18 protein-coding genes and 1 pseudogene are annotated in these 17,673 nt (G+C 58.1%); 8 read left to right on the plus strand and 11 right to left on the minus strand.

The genetic code is table 11. The features are described from left to right. Positions 1-922: 922 nt before the first annotated feature. Positions 923-1,429, plus strand: coding sequence for a lipocalin-like domain-containing protein (locus ABIE49_RS29785; protein WP_192738432.1), 507 nt, complete (start codon positions 923-925; stop codon positions 1,427-1,429). A gap of 320 nt (positions 1,430-1,749) precedes the next feature. Here the strand turns inward: ABIE49_RS29785 and ABIE49_RS29790 are convergent, their stop codons facing one another. Further along, positions 1,750-2,244 carry a hypothetical protein gene (locus ABIE49_RS29790; RefSeq protein WP_192738433.1) on the minus strand — a complete coding sequence of 165 codons (495 nt, stop codon included), beginning with the start codon at positions 2,242-2,244 and terminating at the stop codon, positions 1,750-1,752. A 357-nt stretch (positions 2,245-2,601) separates the two neighbouring features. Here ABIE49_RS29790 and ABIE49_RS29795 point away from each other — a divergent pair, with 357 nt between their 5' ends. Further along, positions 2,602-3,102: an NUDIX hydrolase gene (locus tag ABIE49_RS29795; protein WP_192738434.1), complete on the plus strand. Its 501-nt coding sequence runs from the start codon at positions 2,602-2,604 to the stop codon at positions 3,100-3,102. A 209-nt stretch (positions 3,103-3,311) separates the two neighbouring features. Next, complete coding sequence (locus ABIE49_RS29800) at positions 3,312-3,509, plus strand: hypothetical protein (RefSeq protein WP_192738435.1); 198 nt, start codon at positions 3,312-3,314, stop codon at positions 3,507-3,509. Between the two features lie 87 nt (positions 3,510-3,596). Here the strand turns inward: ABIE49_RS29800 and ABIE49_RS29805 are convergent, their stop codons facing one another. Then, complete coding sequence (locus ABIE49_RS29805) at positions 3,597-3,779, minus strand: CsbD family protein (protein WP_192738436.1); 183 nt, start codon at positions 3,777-3,779, stop codon at positions 3,597-3,599. Positions 3,780-4,045: 266 nt separating this feature from the next. On the opposite strand from ABIE49_RS29805, the pseudogene ABIE49_RS29810 reads away from it, so the two are divergent. Beyond that, positions 4,046-4,689: pseudogene (locus tag ABIE49_RS29810) on the plus strand (transglutaminase-like domain-containing protein); the annotation flags it as partial. Positions 4,690-4,980: 291 nt separating this feature from the next. Here the strand turns inward: ABIE49_RS29810 and ABIE49_RS29815 are convergent. The 4 genes from ABIE49_RS29815 to ABIE49_RS29830 all read right to left on the minus strand — a co-directional run bounded on the left by ABIE49_RS29815 (position 4,981) and on the right by ABIE49_RS29830 (position 9,185). Then, a complete protein-coding gene (locus ABIE49_RS29815) occupies positions 4,981-6,225 on the minus strand; it encodes a DUF763 domain-containing protein (RefSeq protein ID WP_192738438.1) in 1,245 nt (414 codons plus the stop codon). A 36-nt stretch (positions 6,226-6,261) separates the two neighbouring features. Next, positions 6,262-6,852 (minus strand): alpha-ketoglutarate-dependent dioxygenase AlkB, encoded by a 591-nt coding sequence (locus tag ABIE49_RS29820; RefSeq protein ID WP_354067059.1) that lies wholly within the window; start codon positions 6,850-6,852, stop codon positions 6,262-6,264. Between the two features lie 87 nt (positions 6,853-6,939). Continuing rightward, positions 6,940-8,442, minus strand: a complete 1,503-nt coding sequence (locus ABIE49_RS29825) for an FAD-dependent oxidoreductase (RefSeq protein WP_192738439.1) — start codon at positions 8,440-8,442, stop codon at positions 6,940-6,942. A 227-nt stretch (positions 8,443-8,669) separates the two neighbouring features. After that, entirely contained in the window at positions 8,670-9,185 is a 516-nt protein-coding gene (locus ABIE49_RS29830; RefSeq protein ID WP_192738440.1) for a YciE/YciF ferroxidase family protein, read from the minus strand. Between the two features lie 1,121 nt (positions 9,186-10,306). Here ABIE49_RS29830 and ABIE49_RS29835 point away from each other — a divergent pair. Both ABIE49_RS29835 and ABIE49_RS29840 read left to right on the plus strand, forming a co-directional pair. Beyond that, entirely contained in the window at positions 10,307-11,488 is a 1,182-nt protein-coding gene (locus ABIE49_RS29835; protein WP_192738441.1) for a glycosyltransferase family 4 protein, read from the plus strand. A gap of 139 nt (positions 11,489-11,627) precedes the next feature. Continuing rightward, entirely contained in the window at positions 11,628-12,962 is a 1,335-nt protein-coding gene (locus ABIE49_RS29840) for a hypothetical protein (protein ID WP_192738442.1), read from the plus strand. Here ABIE49_RS29840 and ABIE49_RS29845 read toward each other — a convergent pair. Further along, complete coding sequence (locus ABIE49_RS29845; protein WP_192738443.1) at positions 12,955-13,860, minus strand: DUF72 domain-containing protein; 906 nt, start codon at positions 13,858-13,860, stop codon at positions 12,955-12,957. The two genes, ABIE49_RS29840 and ABIE49_RS29845, sit on opposite strands and share 8 nt — an antisense overlap. Before the next feature lie 92 nt (positions 13,861-13,952). Here ABIE49_RS29845 and ABIE49_RS29850 point away from each other — a divergent pair, with 92 nt between their 5' ends. Then, positions 13,953-14,873, plus strand: a complete 921-nt coding sequence (locus ABIE49_RS29850; protein WP_192738444.1) for an NAD(P)/FAD-dependent oxidoreductase — start codon at positions 13,953-13,955, stop codon at positions 14,871-14,873. On the opposite strand, the gene ABIE49_RS29855 is transcribed toward ABIE49_RS29850, so the two are convergent. From ABIE49_RS29855 to ABIE49_RS29865, 3 genes are read right to left on the minus strand one after another with little or no spacing between them, the layout of a single operon-like run. Then, entirely contained in the window at positions 14,870-15,127 is a 258-nt protein-coding gene (locus tag ABIE49_RS29855) for a hypothetical protein (protein ID WP_192738445.1), read from the minus strand. The two genes, ABIE49_RS29850 and ABIE49_RS29855, sit on opposite strands and share 4 nt — an antisense overlap. Further along, entirely contained in the window at positions 15,127-15,447 is a 321-nt protein-coding gene (locus tag ABIE49_RS29860; protein WP_192738446.1) for a hypothetical protein, read from the minus strand. The genes ABIE49_RS29855 and ABIE49_RS29860 overlap by 1 nt, the downstream gene beginning before the upstream one ends. Next, positions 15,444-16,082, minus strand: a complete 639-nt coding sequence (locus ABIE49_RS29865) for a cysteine hydrolase family protein (RefSeq protein WP_192738447.1) — start codon at positions 16,080-16,082, stop codon at positions 15,444-15,446. The genes ABIE49_RS29860 and ABIE49_RS29865 overlap by 4 nt, the downstream gene beginning before the upstream one ends. Before the next feature lie 190 nt (positions 16,083-16,272). Between ABIE49_RS29865 and ABIE49_RS40110 the strand changes: the two genes are divergently transcribed. Next, positions 16,273-16,614: a hypothetical protein gene (locus tag ABIE49_RS40110; protein ID WP_502915935.1), complete on the plus strand. Its 342-nt coding sequence runs from the start codon at positions 16,273-16,275 to the stop codon at positions 16,612-16,614. A gap of 687 nt (positions 16,615-17,301) precedes the next feature. Here the strand turns inward: ABIE49_RS40110 and ABIE49_RS29875 are convergent. After that, positions 17,302-17,577, minus strand: coding sequence for a hypothetical protein (locus ABIE49_RS29875; RefSeq protein ID WP_192738448.1), 276 nt, complete (start codon positions 17,575-17,577; stop codon positions 17,302-17,304). Positions 17,578-17,673: the final 96 nt, after the last annotated feature.

Below are 17,673 nucleotides of genomic sequence, written 5' to 3' on the forward strand. Positions count from 1 at the left end.
ACTGCCTCTGGCTGACCGGCAGGTGCCGCCGTTCTGGTAAATCGTTGTATCCGGGTCCTTCCTGGACCCCGGCATATGCGGTGGGCGCTCCAGCATGCTAGGTATCTAGTCCTAGGTTTTGCTAGGGGGTTGATAAGATGTTTCGTCGTTCCAACGCTCGAAGCGCTGCCCCCTGCGCAGGGTGGCGATCGGGCGGCGCCGCGCCGGGACAGAGAATGACATTGCGTCCGATATGGCCTCAGATGATTCGAGAGGACGATCCAGCAGAAGAGGATACGTTGGTTGTGCCCATAAGCTTGGTGCAATTGGGAGAGACCTTGGGGATGTCAATAGCGACGATCCCTCACTGCTCGTTCTAAACAGAAGAGTGATCAACCAGCCGGTTTTCGCGTGCACCCACACGGCAAGATCGAACTGCTTTCTGAACGCGAAACTTTAGACATCATCGTTCGCGCGCTCAACGCGGCGGTCGCTCGCGGGCTCAGCGGTCGCCGCACGGTGCCTTGAGCGTGATCGAACGCGCGACAGCGCCTGGGCGCGTGTTGCGCCGAGAAGACCACCGCTGGTGACCGCCAGTGATTTCTTGAAGGTAGACTTAAGCTGCGCGGGTTGCCTTAGCTCGGCTCCTCGGCGAGGCCGCGTATGGCTCCCGCGCGAAGACCGAGCACGTAACCTTTACTCTGTTGCGATCTTCCTGTGTGTTGGATAATCCGAGGTAAATCAATCGGATGATGGAACGCGGCGTGTTGGGAGCCTATGCTCACGCCGCTGGACGTGTCCCGCATCTCGTTCAGCGAGCCTTGGCCTCGGGATTGCGGCATCCGAGCGGGCATTTTCCTTCTACGAACAGCGGCCCGCCCGAGCGGTTCTGGAGCCCGAGGATCGAAAAGGAGATCTGACCAACGGAAATGAGGAGGATAATATGAACCGGACCAGTCTTTTCAGCGCGTCTGTACTGTTGGCCTTGGGAGCTGCTCTGCTGCCGGGAAACGTCGTTGGTCAACAGAAGTCGGTCAAGGAGCAACTGGTGGGGACCTGGACATTTGTCTCCTCGACAACCAAACTGCCCGATGGCAGTCCGGCGTGGGGCACCAATCCAAAAGGGCTGCTGATCTTTACCGAGAACGGTTACTTCTCCTCGCAAATTGTGCGCTCCGATCTGCCGAAGTTTGCGTCGAATAACCGCGCACAGGGTACGCCAGAGGAAAATAGATCAGTGGTACAGGGAAGCATTGCCACCTTCGGCAAATACACGGTCGACGACACGAAAAAAACCTACACGCTGAAATTTGAAGGCAGTTCGTTCCCAAATCGGGCAGAAACCGAACAGACGCGAGCATTCGAAATTACTGCGGACGAATTGAAGGTCGCCAATCCATCAACATCGATGGGCGGGTCTTCTGAGCTCGTCTACAGGCGCGCCAAGTAGGTCCGAAAATTCTGTCTGAGCGGAGAGCCCATGAGGGCGCGTGTCTCAAGAGCACGCGGCCGCATGGCCCGACCCGCGCTTCGGGAAATCGCTCGGTTCACACACCGCGCCTAGGTTGGTGGACGATTCACTCGGGCAACGCGATCAGCACACCGGGTTGACCCGGGCTGGTGGTGAGATCCGAAAGCATGTCCATGTCCCTCCGCTGGTGTTACAGACATCAATCCGGCGTCGCTAAACCAACGCGCGCATAAACCTTAGTAATCACCAGTAGAATCTGATTGGCGAATGCGGCTCGAATGAGTGCAACAGATTGAAACCTACGACGAGCATGCGGGCGCCAAATTCACAGCCCTTAACAGATCCCCAAAAGGACTAGGCCGGCTGCAAGGCTTGACCGGGTCAGGTGGTTTGGATCGATCCATAGCTTGATTTCGTTTTCGGTCGACGTTTTTGCTCTTCTTTTTGGATTCGTTCCGTTGGGAATCTTTGAGCGAAGATGAAAATGCATTGGGATCGCGCCAATGTCGGCTTATGATTTTGGTTTCCACCGGCGGGCTAGGCGGAATTACGACAGGTGCGGTTGGCTCGATTGGCTGCAAGACAGCTTGGGGCGGGGTTTCCTGACGCTCGTAGTTAATCTCAAGTCGATCGGCCTTGCTGAGTGCGTGTTCAGCGTCAGCAATGCCGACCGTCGCCCCGTCTGCTGGCATCTCTGGGGGTGTGGTGCCGGCAGGCGTCCTGAGCACCTGGCCGACAGCCAAGGCGCTGAGCAGCGCTAGACATACAATCGCAAGCCAGACCGTCCTGATCATCTGCTACCCTAGACAGGTATCAGCGGGTAGCCTCAGTATGGATTTTGGCGCTTAAAGGGCGGAATACACTCAATTGTGAGGATTGTATGGAAATCGCCGGCTAACGCGCTACGCAGGGCCGTTGCGGCTGCTCAAGCTTCGGTTGGCATGCTCGGTTCTTACACGCCAAGCACCGAGCATAGCCCGCAAAGTTGAGGAACACTCAGTTTTAGATAGTTGCGAACCGTTTTGGATTTTCGCTCCGCTATATTTCCTTTTTGGATGTTTTTTCGCTTGCACCACAATGCGTAATCCATTTCGTCTTCTGTGCAACTTCGATAAACCTGCGCAACGAGTAACGATTGTGGGGAGGTATCGTTGCCGGCGAGAGCTTCAACTACCAAGGCTGAGAGTGCGGGTCTTCTCCTGTTCAGAAAACGTGATGGTGACATCCAGTTCCTGCTCGGCCACCCGGGGGGCCCGTTCTGGAGCCGTAAGGATGCTGGTGCGTGGAGCATACCGAAAGGGCTGATCTCTCCCGGCGAGGAGCCACTAGCGGCCGCGCGGCGTGAGTTTGCCGAGGAGACCGGGAACCATCCTACGGGAGATTTCATCCCGCTCGGCGCGGTGAAGCAAGCGGGCGGGAAGGTGGTTCACGCTTGGGCTATTCAAGGTGACTGGGATCCTGCTGGTCTTCGAAGCAATACGTTCGAAGTGGAATGGCCGCCGCGATCCGGGCGGCGCCAGGCATTTCCCGAACTTGATCGGGCGGCTTGGTTCAACGTGTACGAGGCGCGCCTAAAGATTCTGAAAGGTCAGGTCCTCTTTATCGATCGTCTGTTGGAGGCGTTGGTCAGATTGACGAGAGCTGATCATTAGCGAGAGAGCGTGTTTTCCATCGCCGCGAGCTCGGCGCCGTATTGTCAAAATCATCACGTCTCTGCCGCGTCGCCGACTATTGCGCGCGGCTCGTAGATGCGGAAAGGGACTGAGCACGCCCGCTTCTGTACGCGTCGAGCATAGCGTCCGGTCAATATCCGGCCGGCTGTCCGCGACTCGTGGGAACCATCGTACGATCGCGGCACTTGATGGGCATGGCGAAAACTCCCCTCAGTATCGAGATCGTTCAAGAGGGTGAGGAGCGCTTCATCGTCAAGACCTTTGCCGACGGTAGCGAGCAGCGCCTACCGATCGTAAAGCTGCCGAGGAAGAAGCGTTATCCAGACCGCCCGTACTGGACTTGGAAATTCGACAAATTCGACAAGAGTAAGAAGAAGGGGTTTTGAAAGTGGCAGCGGGGCTTAACGTTGCAAAAAAGCCGGCGTACGGGATTAACCCGCACGTCCGGCTTCCAACGACCCAAGGTCGATACTTTACTTGTTGAGCACTTCGCGAGCCTTATCCTTGATGCCGCCGACGGTATTCTGCACCTTGCCCTCGGCCTTGTCTGCAGTTCCTTCGGCTTCGGTCTTACTGTCGCCCGTCACCTTACCAACAGTTTCTTTGATCGCGCCCTTTGCCTGCTTAGCGGCACCTTCAATGCGGTCTTTATCCATGATTACTCTCCTTTGTGAGCGGATGTAACGAAGGGAGAGCGCCCGAGTTGCTTGACGATTTGGTGACCAGCACGCGGATTGCAGAGGTTACACGCCTGGAGCTTTCGGTACGGACGTAGCGTGGCTCGCACGCCAGAGTACGAAAGTGAACACAAGGCAGCGTCCGCGCCTTTTTGGCTGATTTTTGCGCAAGCTCGGACCGGAACCAACCCACGTGCGCAGGATTATTTGAGGCCATCAGAAATATTACATTTCAGGAGTCACCGTTGATCATCCGTGCAGGATACGACATCGCATTTGATAGGTGCCAATGGTGGTGCTTCTGTCCGTGCATCCGTCACGCCAGCAAGATCTCCGCAGCGAGCACAAGATTGAAGTGTCGCCACGCGTTGTCACCCGCGACGGCCTCGATCCGTTTGGCAATATCTGGACCAGATTTGTTGCGCCCGCCGGCCGGATCGAAATCCGAAACGACTTCCTGATTGAGGACAGTGGCCAACCGGATGAGTCGGCTCCGGCAGCCCAGCAATGGGGCGTCAATGACCTGCCCGACGAGGTCTTGCCATTTCTCTATGGAAGCCGCTATTGCGATACCCAACGCCTAACCAATCTCGCGTGGTCGCTGTTTGGGCCGATCGCGAGCGGTTGGCAACGCGTGCAGGCGATCAGCGACTACGTCGATCAACGCATTCAGTTTGGCTACCACCACGCGCGCTCCGACCGCACGGCGTCAGAGGGTTACGAAGAGCGGGTTGGGGTCTGTCGTGACTTCGCTCATCTGGCCGTCGCCCTTTGTCGGTGCATGAACATTCCAGCGCGTTACTGCACGGGCTATTTGGGCGACAGCGGCGTGCCCAAAGATCCCGCGCCGATGGATTTCAGCGCCTGGTTCGAGGTGTATCTCGACGGGACACTGGACGAACCGGCGCTCCGGCTAGTTCGGCCGCTGCAGGCTCAGCCGATCATCGATAGGCCGCCGAATTCGCCGCCATATCGGATATCCAGCCAGATGGTGAGGCGATCGCCTCGCACAACGGCCACCGTGCTTCCAATCTGCCGAACGTTCCAGTCGGCCGGTGACCGACACGATTCTGAAGCCGTCTGTTGGCCTGCCTGGTCAATAGAGCTGCTCCCTTAGCTGAACCACTGGCGGCGGTTCCGGCGACGTCTGAGAGGCGTTTTCCCCGACCAGCCACCCCAGCTAAGAACCAGCAGACCTTTTCGCAGCCAAATCTTTCTCCCAGCCGAATACTGATCTGCCGTCCAGCGCCGGCGAGGCCGCGCGTTCAACGGCATTAAAGGACTCGAGCGACGGACCCCCGGCAACGACCTCAAGGCGGCGGGCTTGGCTGTCGAGGCGTTTCAGGGCCTGCATCTCCTCGTCCCGTCCGAGCTTTGCTTGCAGCACCGCGGACTTCATCACCCGGATGGTCTCGTCGTAGACCTTCAGGGGGACCGGGTAGGGGTGGCGATCCTTGCCGCCATGGGCGAGTGAGAAGCGGGCGGGGTCTAGAAAGCGGTATGGGGTCCCGTGCACGACCTCTGCCACCATGGCGAGCGACCGGACCGTGCGCGCTCCGACGCCGGGCGTTAGCAGGAGTTCTGGGAAATCCACTGGGCCGCGCTCGGCCGCTGCTGCGAGCGTGCCGTGAAGCCGCCGCGTAAAGACATCGCTCGATCGGACGTCGTGATGCGCCGGCATGACGAGATGCGGAAGCAAGGCTTGCGCCGGGACCTCGCCCGCTAGGGCGGACAGCTCCGAAACGATACGGTCGGGGCCCAAGCAGGTCAGCAACTGCAGCTGGGCGCTGCGAGAGGCCTCGGCGCGCCTGTCGGTTAGGTTCACGATCTCGCCCTGCGCGGGTCCCTCGATCCCGCTATGCGGTTCGTCGACGAAGCTCTTCAGGTCCCCTGAATGCCAATGGTACCGCCGCGCCTGCTTATTGTCGGCGTTCATGCCCTGCTGCACGACCGTCCATTTGCCGTCGTCGGTCACGAAGAACCCGTGCAGGTAGAGATCGAAGCCATCTTGGACGGCGGCGCTGTCGACTTTGGCGACCAAGCGGCTCGCGCGGGTGAGCTTAGCACCGTCGAAACCGACGCGCTCGCCCAGCAACCGCAATTCGTCTGGCGTCTTCCGCGAATGCTGTCCTCGTCCGCCGCAGACGTGGATGCCAAGCTCGCCTGAAAGCGGTCCCAGCCCGCGCTTGAGTGCGCCGATGACGCTGGTGGTGATGCCGGACGAGTGCCAGTCCATGCCCATGACCGCACCGAACGATTGGAACCAGAATGGATGAGCTAGTCTTTGAAGGAATTCATCCCGACCGTAGTGGTGGACGACCGCCTGAGCGATGACGGCGCCGAGCGAAGACATGCGTGTCGCAAGCCAGGGCGGTACCCGCCCACCGTGCAGGGGAAGAATCGCTGTGCCGGAGCGTCTTGCCATTTCGAATCGCGCAATCCGTGTTCGACCCGAAGCGTATCAGGCCGGCGTCATCGGGTCAGGTCCATTGGTCATCGTTCGAAACGTAACTGAATATCTCGGCGCCTCAACGGCGGAAATACTGTGTTCCCATATCTGTCGCGACGCGCCGGTCATCATGTAGAGTGATCGGGGCTCGGCATCGATCGTGAAGCGATCCCATGTCTTGCCAGCCCGTTTGCGGAATCGAAACTTGCGGGCGGATCTCAGCGATAGGCCGAATATTTCGTCGAAATGCGGCTTGTCGCGGTGCCAGCCGATGCCGACCCCCACGCCGTATTCGGTACAGAGAACCTGCTGGATACGGATCGCAGGGCCTCCAAATGTCTCGACGTTTGCAACGATTTCCGCCAGCCAGCGGGGGATCGGTTCGGCGCGCCTCAATTGGCGCAGGTCGTAGTCGTAGCGGAAGCCGAACGAGGCAACCCGCCGCTTGCCTTCAAATTCGCCGAAATGAAAAGGCTGGAGCGGTAGGGTCTGAATTCCTAAAATAAGTTCCTGTTCGATCGCCGGCGTTACGAACTCGGCAGCGTAGCGCAGTCCTTCTGGCTTCGGACGCACTTTATCAAACAGGGTCAATTGCTCGGACACGAAGCCTCCATAGGCGGTGCCAAGTATGTAGGTTTCCAAGGCGCGGTTGAAAGAACGGCCTACGGGCAGGGTGGGGCTGGATTGGCGTCAGGAAATGGAAGTAAGTCCGGATATGGCAGGCGCGTTCAGCACTTGTCCCTCGGGCCCGAAGATAGATCCATGACACGGACAGTCCCAGCAGCTCTCGAAGCTATTCCAGTGTAGATGGCACCCGAGATGTGTGCACGCACCGGAATGCTCATGGACATTCCCTTTTGCATCGCGATAAGCCGCAATCTTCCGTAGGCCCTTGCGGATGATTGCTCCCTCTCCGGGCTCCAATTCATCCGCAGAGCTGATTTCGCCCGGCGTCACATATTCTGCCAGATTCTTGAGTGCGGTGCTGTTTTCCATTACCCAGTTCTTAGCAGCCTTCAGTGGCTTGCGGTCGGGCGCATACAGCTCCGTCCATTTGCTGTCGCCGCCCGTAACGAGGGTCGCATTCAGAATCGCACCCATCACGCCGTGGGTCAGGCCCTGTCCGGAGTCGCCGGTTGCGACGTAAATGTACTCCGACCCGGGGTTTTTGCCGATGAAGCCGGCGTAGTCGATCGTATCGAGCACCTGTCCCGACCAGCGATGTGTGACATCTTTCAGCATCGGCATTTTGCCACGCGCCCATTGCTCCAGGCGCTCGAAACGCTTGTCGGCGTCATCGGCTTCGCCGCTCTTATGATCCTCGCCGCCGACCAGGACGAAATCCATGCCGTTATCCCCCGGCTGAAGGCGCACGTAGTGATAGGGTTCTTCCGTGTCCCAGTAGAGCGCATCCGGCAGTGCGCCGCGATTGATGGCGAATCCAATGACATAGGTCCGGTAGGGCGACGTTTTCGAATGCAGCGCCACGCGGTCGACGATCGATGAGTTTGTGGCAACAACGGCATGGCCGGCACGGATCAGACCCCCCGTAGTCTTGACCGTTACGGCGCCATTTTCTTCGACGATTTCATCTGCGGCCGTATTGGCAAAGAAGCGAACCCCGCGCTTTGCGCAGGATTCGGCGACACCCGCCAGATACTTGAGCGGATGAAAAGTTGCTTGGCGGGGGTAACGCAACGCATGGCGGCTGTTGCACCCGCTGAGTGGCACGCCGACCAAACGCTCGACAGCAGCGCCTACCGCCCGCACAGCATCGAGTTCCTCGTCGATCACGTCGGCCGGCATATCGTCGCCCTGAAACAAGTAGCCGTCGAGACGGCGAAAATCGCAATCGATCCCTTCTCTTTTCTGTAGTTCCTCGATGCGGTCCACCGCCGCAGCCTGGCTTTGATAAAAGAGCTTCGACTGTTCGTCCCCTTTGATCTTTTGCATCTCGCTCATCAGGTCATCGCACAGTGGCGCCAAATGAGCGGAGGTACGCGCCGTCATTCCGCCTGCAATCGGCCCGCGATCAATAACGATCACCGACCGCCCGCGCTCGCTAAGCTCATACGCCGTCGACAGGCCGGCAATGCCGCTCCCGACTACGACTACGTCGCACCGTTCGTCACCTTGCATGGTGATGGCCTGAGGCGCCACCGCAATCGACATCCAAAGAGATTTGCTGGTCATTGAAATTCTCGCTTCAATTTATGCAAACGGCTTGGCGTATCATCAGTTCCATCCGGGCAATGGCGCAAAAATGAGAGTCGACCGCGGCATGCGGCGGCTTTTGCACTATACGAGGCGCGGCGTACGACGACCGCTGACGGCTCGTCGCTAAGCCCTGTAAGGCTCGTTGAGGCGGATGTCGTAAATTCGGCGGCTTCGCCATTGCGAAGCCGCCAGATTAATCGAGGTCAGGCTGCAGTTGAGGCCTTCGAGTTAACGCCTTTGCGCAGCGCGACCGTGTTTAGCTTGGTATTCGCCGCCTTCTCCTCGTTCAGATTTGTTGTCAGAAAGCGAACGATTTCGTCGTGGCCCAGTTCTTCGGCCCAAGCGATCAGTGTTCCGTAACGGCAGATTTCGTAGTGCTCGACAGCCTGTGCGTTCGCTACGATGGCCGCGTCCAGCACGGCCTTGTCTTCGATCTCGCCGGCTGTCTCGTCGGCCTCCTTGATGATGCCATCGATCGCCGGACACTTGGTCCCACTGGGTTCTTTGCCCAGCTTTTCGAAGGCTTTCTGAAGCCGCTCGACCTGCTTGTTGGTTTCTTCGAGATGCCCCTTCAGCCCGGCGACCAAGTCCCGATTGGTGGCCTTTTCGATCATCTTGGGCAGCGATTTAAGGATCTGCTGCTCGGTGTAGTAGATGTCCTGAAGGCCATGAAGCAGCAAATCCTCCATAGTTTTGATGTCTTTGGTAAAAAGTCCCATTCGAACCTCCTTCTGGAATGTGGCAAAGGAACGCCGAGGCCCGTTCGCGGTTCCTTTCTCTGAACGACAGCATTTCGCAGGACCAATGGCTGACGGACTGAAACGCTTCGCTATCTTAGGATGGGCGGCTATGGACGTTGGGGCGACATGCCGCGCGATATTCAGGAGGCTCTGTGAAACGGCAATGAAAGGTCAAACCGCCGACGGGAATTTGCCCGTATCCCTCACGACCGTCATCCGCGAACCGTGCATCCACCGAGGCGTGGTCTTGGAGGAGACAAGTCGGCCTGAAAGGTTAACTATCGGGGCGTAAGGTTACGGCACTGCCGCAATCACTTGAGTCGATTTCGAATGCCGTCCACCTATCGATCGACATGCAAAACCTATTCGCACCCGGCGGGATCTGGGCGAGTCCCTGGATGGGGCGGTGCTTCCGGCAATCGTCGCAGTAGCGGAGCTTAATCCTCAGCTGCACCGTGTTCACCCGATTTGTGACGCCTCTACACGCACAGGATAGGCCGGACGGTGTTTCAAGAGGGAATGTCCGACCCGTTCTCGTCCGCCAGGTGCGCAGCTCGATACTGTGTCCGCGCTATCCCGCCCGATACCCCCGGCAACAGTCATAGATAGATTGAGCCCGCCTATTTCGCGTTCGTGGAATCCGGTCTTACGGCGTTTCTCCAGAGAAAAGTGTCGGACACCCTAATTGTTACCGGTGCTGAGCCGGATGTCTGCGCGTACTGTCCACCGTGCTTTACGCTGTGGATCTGGGTTTCGGGGCCATTTGGTCGAAGATGCTATTTATAGGGTGACTGGTCGCCGGTTAAGCTCCTTATGGCGAGCTGCGAACTGCTGCTCTTCTATCGTGAGCTGCGGGAGGAGCGGGTGTTGATAGCCCTCAACATGGGGCCTGAGCCTATCGCGGTCTCGTCCGTGAGGAAAGAGTGTGTGGCCGCGTTCTTTTATCTGCATTTGCAGACCGCGACAGGTGAGCACCAGTTTTATACTCGGCAACGAAGGGTTGCTCATGAAATGAGGCGCGACAATTAGGAACATTTGGTAACATTGAGCGTTCGAGGAATTGCTAGACATCAAGCGTTTATACATGGGTGAAAAAGGAGATGAGGATCGCTCAGATTGCCCCGCTGATGGAGAGCGTGCCGCCAAAGCTCTACGGTGGGACTGAACGGATCGTTTCCTACCTTACGGAAGAGTTGGTAAAATTAGGTCACGACGTTACGCTATTCGCCAGTGGAGATTCCGTGACCTCGGCGAAATTGGTGGGCTGCGTTCCGACCGCCCTGCGGCTGGACCCTGAAGTCTGTGATGTCATTCCGTACTACATGCTCACGCTAGACCGGGTCCGGCGCCAGGCACACCAATTCGACGTTCTCCACTTCCACATCGACTATTTGCATTTTCCACTTTTCCGCGACATGTCCCCGCGAGTCCTGACCACACTGCACGGAAGGCAGGATCTCCCTGACAACAAGCCGATCTTAACGGGCTTTGATGAGATGCGTTTGGTCTCCATTTCCGATAGCCAGCGGATTCCGATCCCGAACGCAAACTTTGCCGCAACAATTTACCACGGAATCCCAGGGACAGATCTTAAGCCAACCTTACAACCGCAAGGGGGCTATCTTGCTTTTCTTGGTCGCATTGCTCCGGAGAAGGGTCCAGAAGCCGCTATTCAAATCGCACGATCTGCCGGTATTCCACTCAAAATCGCTGCCAAGATCGATCGCGTAGACGAACAATACTTTCGCGAACGAATCGCGCCCTTATTGGATCAACCGGGTATCGAATTTCTTGGAGAAATCAACGAACAACAGAAGGCGGAATTTCTGGGTCAGGCCGTCGGCTTGCTTTTTCCGATTGATTGGCCCGAGCCGTTTGGCTTAGTGATGATCGAGGCAATGGCATGCGGCACGCCGGTTTTGGCTTTTAATCGAGGCTCGGTATCGGAGATCGTGGAGGACGGCAAGACGGGTATCGTAGTCCAGTCAAAGAACGAGGCGATCGAGAAATTACCCCGCCTTTTAACGTTGGATCGACCTAGGGTCCGGCACGAGTTCGAGCGGCGTTTTTCGGCTCAACGAATGGCCAGTGATCATGTTAGACTTTATCAAGATTTGCTAAAAGGCGAGCAGGAATGTCTCCTCCGAAGCACTTTCCGAAGAGGTTCTCTCGGAAATGCTCAGCAAGCTGATCGTCTCACCTCTGCCGTTCAGCGACCAACGTGTTCTCGTTTGTTGACGACAGTCGATGCGCACGTCGTCGCTCCTTCCGGCACCAATTAACCCTTAGCGTGCGCGCGCGGGATGTTCCTGGGACACAATGACGCCACGGCGCTCCATTGGGCGAGCTGCAAAAATAGGAATCACTCACTTTAGGACCTAATTCGTCTATGTCGAGTTGACGTGACGATTAGAGGCCGTCATGGAAAGCGTAGAAGCCTACCTCACTAGAAAGAAGCAAGAGCTTGAGCTGCTGAACGGCTGTCTCAAACATCCTTTGACGATTCAGTTTCCAAAGTCGGTAGCCGAGGTGATCGAGCAGAAATTTCATCTTGCCGCAGCCCTTAAAGCTGAACACGCTCTTCATGATTGGGCGCAGACGGAAACGGCCTGGACGCATTCAGGTCGGCCTAGATCGGGCCCGTTCGAATTCAAATACGACTATCAACGCGCCGATCTGCAAGTGAAGGGTCCATCATTCTACGCGCTCGAGAACCAGTCAGGTAGCGAAACTGTTTATACGGCGTCGGGAATGGCCGCCATTTCAGGACTGCTGATGGCGACAGCTCCGGTTTTCTCCGAAGCTGACATCATCACAATGCCAAACTCCTACGGCGAGACGACCGAGCTCATAGACAGTCATACGAAGCATCTAAGAAGGATCGAACTCGGCGGATCATTTGCCGAAATAGCTACACTTCGGGGATCACGGCCACGGGTTTTGATATTGGACTCCTGTACCACAGCAAGCGCGTTTGAGGGGACACTTAAATGCGCTCAACCGCGGCTCGATTTGATTGTGTTCGATACGACCTGTTTTTCAAGCGGCTCCGGCTGGATCCTGCGAGCTTTGAGCTGGGCCGGCCGTGCAGCAATTCCGGTTATATTGCTTCGTAGCCATACGAAGCTTGATTCCCTCGGCGTCGAATATGGGCGGCTTGGTTCGGCCGTCTTCGCTCCTTGTCCGCTCGCCGGGGACGCAAAGCAGCAATGGCTGGAAGTCCTCCTGACAGAGATGCGAAACGCCGTCCGACTATTCGGTGGCGCGGCATTGCCGGCGCACTTCCCGCCTTACGTGGGGTCTCCGGCCTATCGCTCGCTGACCAATAAGCGGGTGGCCGCCATGCTGGTAAACAGTCGTCGGATGACGCATTATTTTTCCGCCAAACTCGCCGGATTAGCTGCCGAACGCCATTTCGCACACGGTCTTTACGTCACTTTGGCTTCCGCCAAGGCACTGGATGAGAACCAAGCGCGGGACATCGTCGCGGAACTATGTGCCGACTTGCGACGCAGAGGCATGCCTCTACGCCATGCGGGAAGCTTCGGATTCGATTTTGGGGCGGCGGAGTGGTCAACGGATAGAATCCGCGACCGCTACGTGGTCAGGATCGCAGCCCCCGATTTGCCAACCTCGCTGTGGGACGAGATCGTCGCAGCCGTAGGCGCCTGGTGGAAAGCGCGCGAGCGCCGGGTGGGGATGAGCCCGCAAAATGTCGGAACGGCGACGGAGGTCCCCCTTGGTACCGTTACTTAGAACCATCTCGCCCGAGCATGCGCCGCAAAGCTACGGCGTTCTTTGGGGCACGAGCTTCGTTGTCGTTATTGAAGTAAATCCAGGCGTTCTTCGCCCCGCTCGATTTAATCCTGTCCGCCCAAATCGCCAACTCACTCTTGGAGTAGTCGTGCCGATACCATCGCTTTGGGCCGTGCAGGCGGACATATACTTCATCCGCTGTGCGGATAAGCTCGTCGGGCAGGCGCGGTCCGCTGCAGGAGCAGAAGATAATTCCCGCCGCCCGGAAAGCCTTGTAAACCTCTTCATTCCACCAGCTGGCGTGCCGGAATTCCACAACGTTGCGGCGCGCCGGATCGAGCTGGCTGACGATATCGCCCAGCCGGGTCATAGTGTACCGGTAGCTCGGCGGAAGCTGAAATAGGAAGCAGCCCATGCGATCGCCGAGAATGTCTGCAATCATTCCAAAATCCGTTACGAGCGTCTTCGTGCCTTTGAACTTCTTGATGTGAGTGATGTACTCGCTGACCTTGACCGTGTAGACGAACTTCTTCTTGCCCGGCTGGCGCCTCCAGGCCTGGACACCGGCAACCGTGGGCCATGAGTAGAAGGAGGCATTGATCTCGACGGTGTCGAAGCTCTTCAGGTAGTGCGCGAACCAGTCGTTCTGCGGCACGCCCTCATAGAATGAATCGCGCCATTTCCAGTAACGCCAGCCCGAGCATCCCACAAAAACCGCTTGCTTATGCCCGGCCATCTTCCTCGCGATATTTGTTTCGCTCTTTAGGCGGGCGGCATGCATCTTTGCGGCGCGTTGGACATTGTCCTCACGCTGCTTTTCGCGGCGAAGCCGACGCCGTTCGCGGCGCTCATCGAGCGTAAGTTCGGTCCATAGAGCTGCTGTTATTGCGCGCGACATACTATTATCCCGACTGCTAACGTCCGGACAGTGGTGAGGGGTTCCAAGCAAAGCCGGGAAATCTATATGCTTTGGCAACGAAAGGGCTTTTGATGCAATTCGAGGTTCTCATCGTCGGCGGTGGACCCGCGGGACTAAGTGCCGCGCTCATCCTGGGAAGGTGCCACCGGAAGGCGCTGCTCTGCGATGAGGGCCGCCAGCGGAATCTGAGCTCGCACGCCATCCACGGCCTAGTCGGACGGGAAGGGCGCTCGCCGTCAGATTTCCTCGACGAGGCGCTGGAGGAGCTCTCACGCTATAAATCCGTCGAGGTACGCGGGACACGGGTCACCGATATCGTTCCAGCCAACGAGGCCTTTAAGTTCGTATGCGCGGACGGGACGCACGGCACGGCCTCGAAAGTCCTTCTTGCGACCGGGCTCGTTGACGAACTCCCGGAAGTTGCCGGGCTCGAACCCCTCTACGGGGTTTCGGTGCATCACTGTCTCTACTGCGACGGTTTCGAATACGCCGGGAAGCCGGCAGCTGCCTATGGCAAGGGTGATAAGGGCGCGGAGCTTGCCATCATGATGAGGCACTGGATGTCCGATGTGGTGGCCTGCAGCGATGGTACGGAGGTCAGTGCGAAAGCGATCAGGAAGCTCGAAGAATACAAGATTCCACTGCGATCTGAGCCAATCCGGTCCCTGGAAGGCGCGGACGGGGAGCTTGCGAGAATAGTATTTGAGAGCGGGCCTGAACTCCCCCGGACCGGTTTGTTCTTTTCGACCGGCTGCCATCAGGCTTCTGATCTGTCCGAAAGTCTCGGGTGCGCGCGTAATGAGAAAGGAGGCGTCGTCATCGATCCGGACACCGAAGAAAGCAGCGTTCCCGGTGTCTATGTTGCAGGTGATGTGTCGCGCGACGTCCTCCTCGTCGCGGTAGCTATCGCGGAGGGCGCGCAGGCAGCCGTGTCGATTAATAAGGCTTTCCTGCGCCGCGACGGATTTTGCGAATCGAATAGCATGCCCTAGCTGTTCGCTTCTTTCTCCGCCTTCGGAAACCAGCGCCAGACCCCTATTATGTTGATCACGAGGAGGATCACGTTCTGGATCACGAGCGATGCTTTGGTCTCCAGCCAGCCGTCGACCATCCAGGCGATGGATGCAACGATGAAAATCATGAAACCGGCGACGGTGACGCGTGCGTTCAGATTGGCCGCCACGAGGGTTGCGGCCAAAACTGTTGTCACTGCCGCGAAGGTTCTCAGGATCATAAGCTCATCCATCACAGTCGCCTGATTTCTTGGGCGCGGATGACAATCTCATCCTGCGAGAGCTCGCGCTGCAGTCTTTCGCGCAGAGTCTGCCAGTAGCTACTATCGAGTTCTTCCACCATGACTTCGACAACAGCAATGCTGTCCTTCTCTGTCCCGCCGCCGCTCTGCCACAGGCCCTGTCCCGGCGCCCGCAGAAAGCTGGTCGCGCCGCCGAACCTGTCCGTCAGCTCTTTGAGGAAGCAGTCGAACCAGTGCTGACCGATCGGCTGCCCCTTGCCGGTCTCTTTTGGGAGCAGGATCTCCACGAGGTGAGAGTTGCCGGCGCTCACGACGCCCTGCGCTCCCCTATGCCTCCGGGCCAGTTATCCAGCAGCGTTTGCGTCGTCACGGTTTCGACCTGTTCGCCGAAGCGGTTCATGTAGACATTCATCATCGCATCGTGGGTTTCGTTCGCCGAGCTGCAAAGCGCGTCGGTGACGAGAATCACGCGGAATCCCCAGTCGATCGCGCCAAGCATGGTCGCCAGCACGCAAACGTCGGTTTCGCCGCCGGTGATGATGACGGTATCGATCCCGGCGCCCCCCAGCTGCTGGTGCAGGTCGGTGCCGGTCCAGGGAGAGTACACATGCTTGTCGAAGGTGCGGGCCGGGGGCACGTACCTGGCGAGGTCCGGGACCAGGCCGATCATCTCCGGACCCAGCTGGTCTATGGTCATAGAGTCCCACCGCTCATAATAATGACGCCACATGCCGACGCCCTGACCGGAACTACGCGCCGGGATGAAGCGGGTGAAAATCGTTTTCTCAGGATGGGTGGAAGTGATCGACAGGATGTTGGGCAGAACCCGCTCAAGCCGGGGCATTCTCCACTCGGTGCTTTCGGCAAACATCCTCTGCATGTCCACGCAGAGATGAACCGCCGTCTCCCCGGGCGCGCCGTAGCGCAACTCATCATTCTTCGGCATGGCTATCTTCCTAAAAGCCCTCCAACGACGGACGGTCGACATGGTTCCTGTAGGGCGAAGGCCGCAAGGGTACGCAACCCGGCAAGGCCTGCGGCCAATGAGCGGTCGCGGCGCATGCGGGGGCGCGCTGGCTGGAACTCCTGTTATGCGACTGGTGTTGAATATCGACCAGACAGTCCAGGAGACGATAATGGCAAAACGGGCAACGACCAAAAAGGCAGCGAAGAAGAAATCGCCAGCGAAACGCGAATTGATTTCACCGCGCGGGGACAAGCGCTACATCCGGCGCGACGCCGCGGGCCGGATCAAAGAAAGCGATGATGTGAGCCGCTCGCTGTCACAGGACCGCCGCCGGAAGGCGAAGAAGGCCGCCAAGCCCGGACGGGGCGAGCTCCGGCTCGAAAGAAAACGCGTGCCAAACGCTAGTCCCACTCTCGATCTTTTCGGAGACGACGCTCTTCCTGAGGGCGCTCGTGGGCATGGGCAGTTTGCTTGCCGAAGTGGTGAAAAAGCCGCCCTGCACCCGGAGTAAGGCCGCCGGTCACTGCTCTCCGATCCGCATCAGAGAAACGACGCAAGCCCCAGGATCGTGGCAAGGAACGATTCTTTCTTTGGCTGGTTCTCACTGCAATCCTGCATTTCCCCACGAAATCGATCTCCGTTCGGTCCTGCCGCACGGATTTCAAATTTGGAGCCTCAAAAATGGGGGTTCAAAGGTTGCTCGAAGCTCGCGCTCTGCGCTTTGATCGGACCGACGTCCGCCCAAACTCCAAATCCAGAATTAGAAGCATGCCGATCGACGGGATTGATGGCGCTTTTCGCGATCGAGAGAAGGGCCGACAACGCGATTAGCTTGTCACCCGGTATACCAGCACACTTTTCGTAGGCGAACAGGCATCGCGCTCCATTGAGCTAAAGCACATTGCTCGGCTACTAAACAGCAAGCTTCACTGAGGCGGTCCGCCGCAGGAACATCTGCCCGGTGAAAGGTTTTTTCGTCGCGAACCACCATAACGAGCCGTCAACAAACCGAAGGGCGACATGCGCGCAAGGGGACGGTGAAAACGGGCTTCCTGAATACTACGCTCGGCAGCGCGAGCACATGGACGAAACGGAGCTAGAAGAGGGGAGCGTCAGGCTGTCAAGACGCCGGCGAAGAAGACCAAGGTTGCGAAAAGTGTAAGGGCGTGCGGCGGTAGAAGTGAGGCGGGGAGCGGGCCTATGTCAGGTAGCGCGGCCCCGCCGCCCTGACCGCGACAGGCCCCGGCGGGGGCTGTTTGGTCTCTATCGCGACGATGGCCTTGTTGGCGAGCCATATCTGGTGCCGGCACTTGCGGCCCCCAGTCAGCCATTCGTCAAGGATGATGCGCGCACAAACGACCTCGGTCATCGAATAGGGGTACGCCTGCCTCGTTGCTTCCAGGTAGTCCAACGCTATATCGAGCGACGCCTGGAGGACGGGGTCGGGGCTCTCGAACGGCCAAGGATATCGCATCACCTTTACTCAACCGCAATATTTTCGTGAGGAACGCCATGCCGTTGCTATTGTTCCTTACGGGTGGGTGCCACTGGTCGTGGGCGTCATCGGCCG

The sequence above is a fragment of the Bradyrhizobium sp. OAE829 genome, from assembly GCF_040546575.1.
In the GTDB taxonomy this organism is placed as follows: domain Bacteria; phylum Pseudomonadota; class Alphaproteobacteria; order Rhizobiales; family Xanthobacteraceae; genus Bradyrhizobium.

Coding starts and splice junctions, on each gene's coding strand:
- ABIE49_RS29785 (WP_192738432.1), top strand. CDS start 923: ATGAACCGGACCAGTCTTTTCAGCGCGTCTGTACTGTTGGCCTTGGGA.
- ABIE49_RS29790 (WP_192738433.1), bottom strand. CDS start 2,244: ATGATCAGGACGGTCTGGCTTGCGATTGTATGTCTAGCGCTGCTCAGC.
- ABIE49_RS29800 (WP_192738435.1), top strand. CDS start 3,312: ATGGGCATGGCGAAAACTCCCCTCAGTATCGAGATCGTTCAAGAGGGT.
- ABIE49_RS29805 (WP_192738436.1), bottom strand. CDS start 3,779: ATGGATAAAGACCGCATTGAAGGTGCCGCTAAGCAGGCAAAGGGCGCG.
- ABIE49_RS29815 (WP_192738438.1), bottom strand. CDS start 6,225: ATGGCAAGACGCTCCGGCACAGCGATTCTTCCCCTGCACGGTGGGCGG.
- ABIE49_RS29825 (WP_192738439.1), bottom strand. CDS start 8,442: ATGACCAGCAAATCTCTTTGGATGTCGATTGCGGTGGCGCCTCAGGCC.
- ABIE49_RS29830 (WP_192738440.1), bottom strand. CDS start 9,185: ATGGGACTTTTTACCAAAGACATCAAAACTATGGAGGATTTGCTGCTT.
- ABIE49_RS29835 (WP_192738441.1), top strand. CDS start 10,307: ATGAGGATCGCTCAGATTGCCCCGCTGATGGAGAGCGTGCCGCCAAAG.
- ABIE49_RS29840 (WP_192738442.1), top strand. CDS start 11,628: ATGGAAAGCGTAGAAGCCTACCTCACTAGAAAGAAGCAAGAGCTTGAG.
- ABIE49_RS29845 (WP_192738443.1), bottom strand. CDS start 13,860: ATGTCGCGCGCAATAACAGCAGCTCTATGGACCGAACTTACGCTCGAT.
- ABIE49_RS29850 (WP_192738444.1), top strand. CDS start 13,953: ATGCAATTCGAGGTTCTCATCGTCGGCGGTGGACCCGCGGGACTAAGT.
- ABIE49_RS29855 (WP_192738445.1), bottom strand. CDS start 15,127: ATGGATGAGCTTATGATCCTGAGAACCTTCGCGGCAGTGACAACAGTT.
- ABIE49_RS29865 (WP_192738447.1), bottom strand. CDS start 16,082: ATGCCGAAGAATGATGAGTTGCGCTACGGCGCGCCCGGGGAGACGGCG.
- ABIE49_RS40110 (WP_502915935.1), top strand. CDS start 16,273: ATGGCAAAACGGGCAACGACCAAAAAGGCAGCGAAGAAGAAATCGCCA.
- ABIE49_RS29875 (WP_192738448.1), bottom strand. CDS start 17,577: ATGCGATATCCTTGGCCGTTCGAGAGCCCCGACCCCGTCCTCCAGGCG.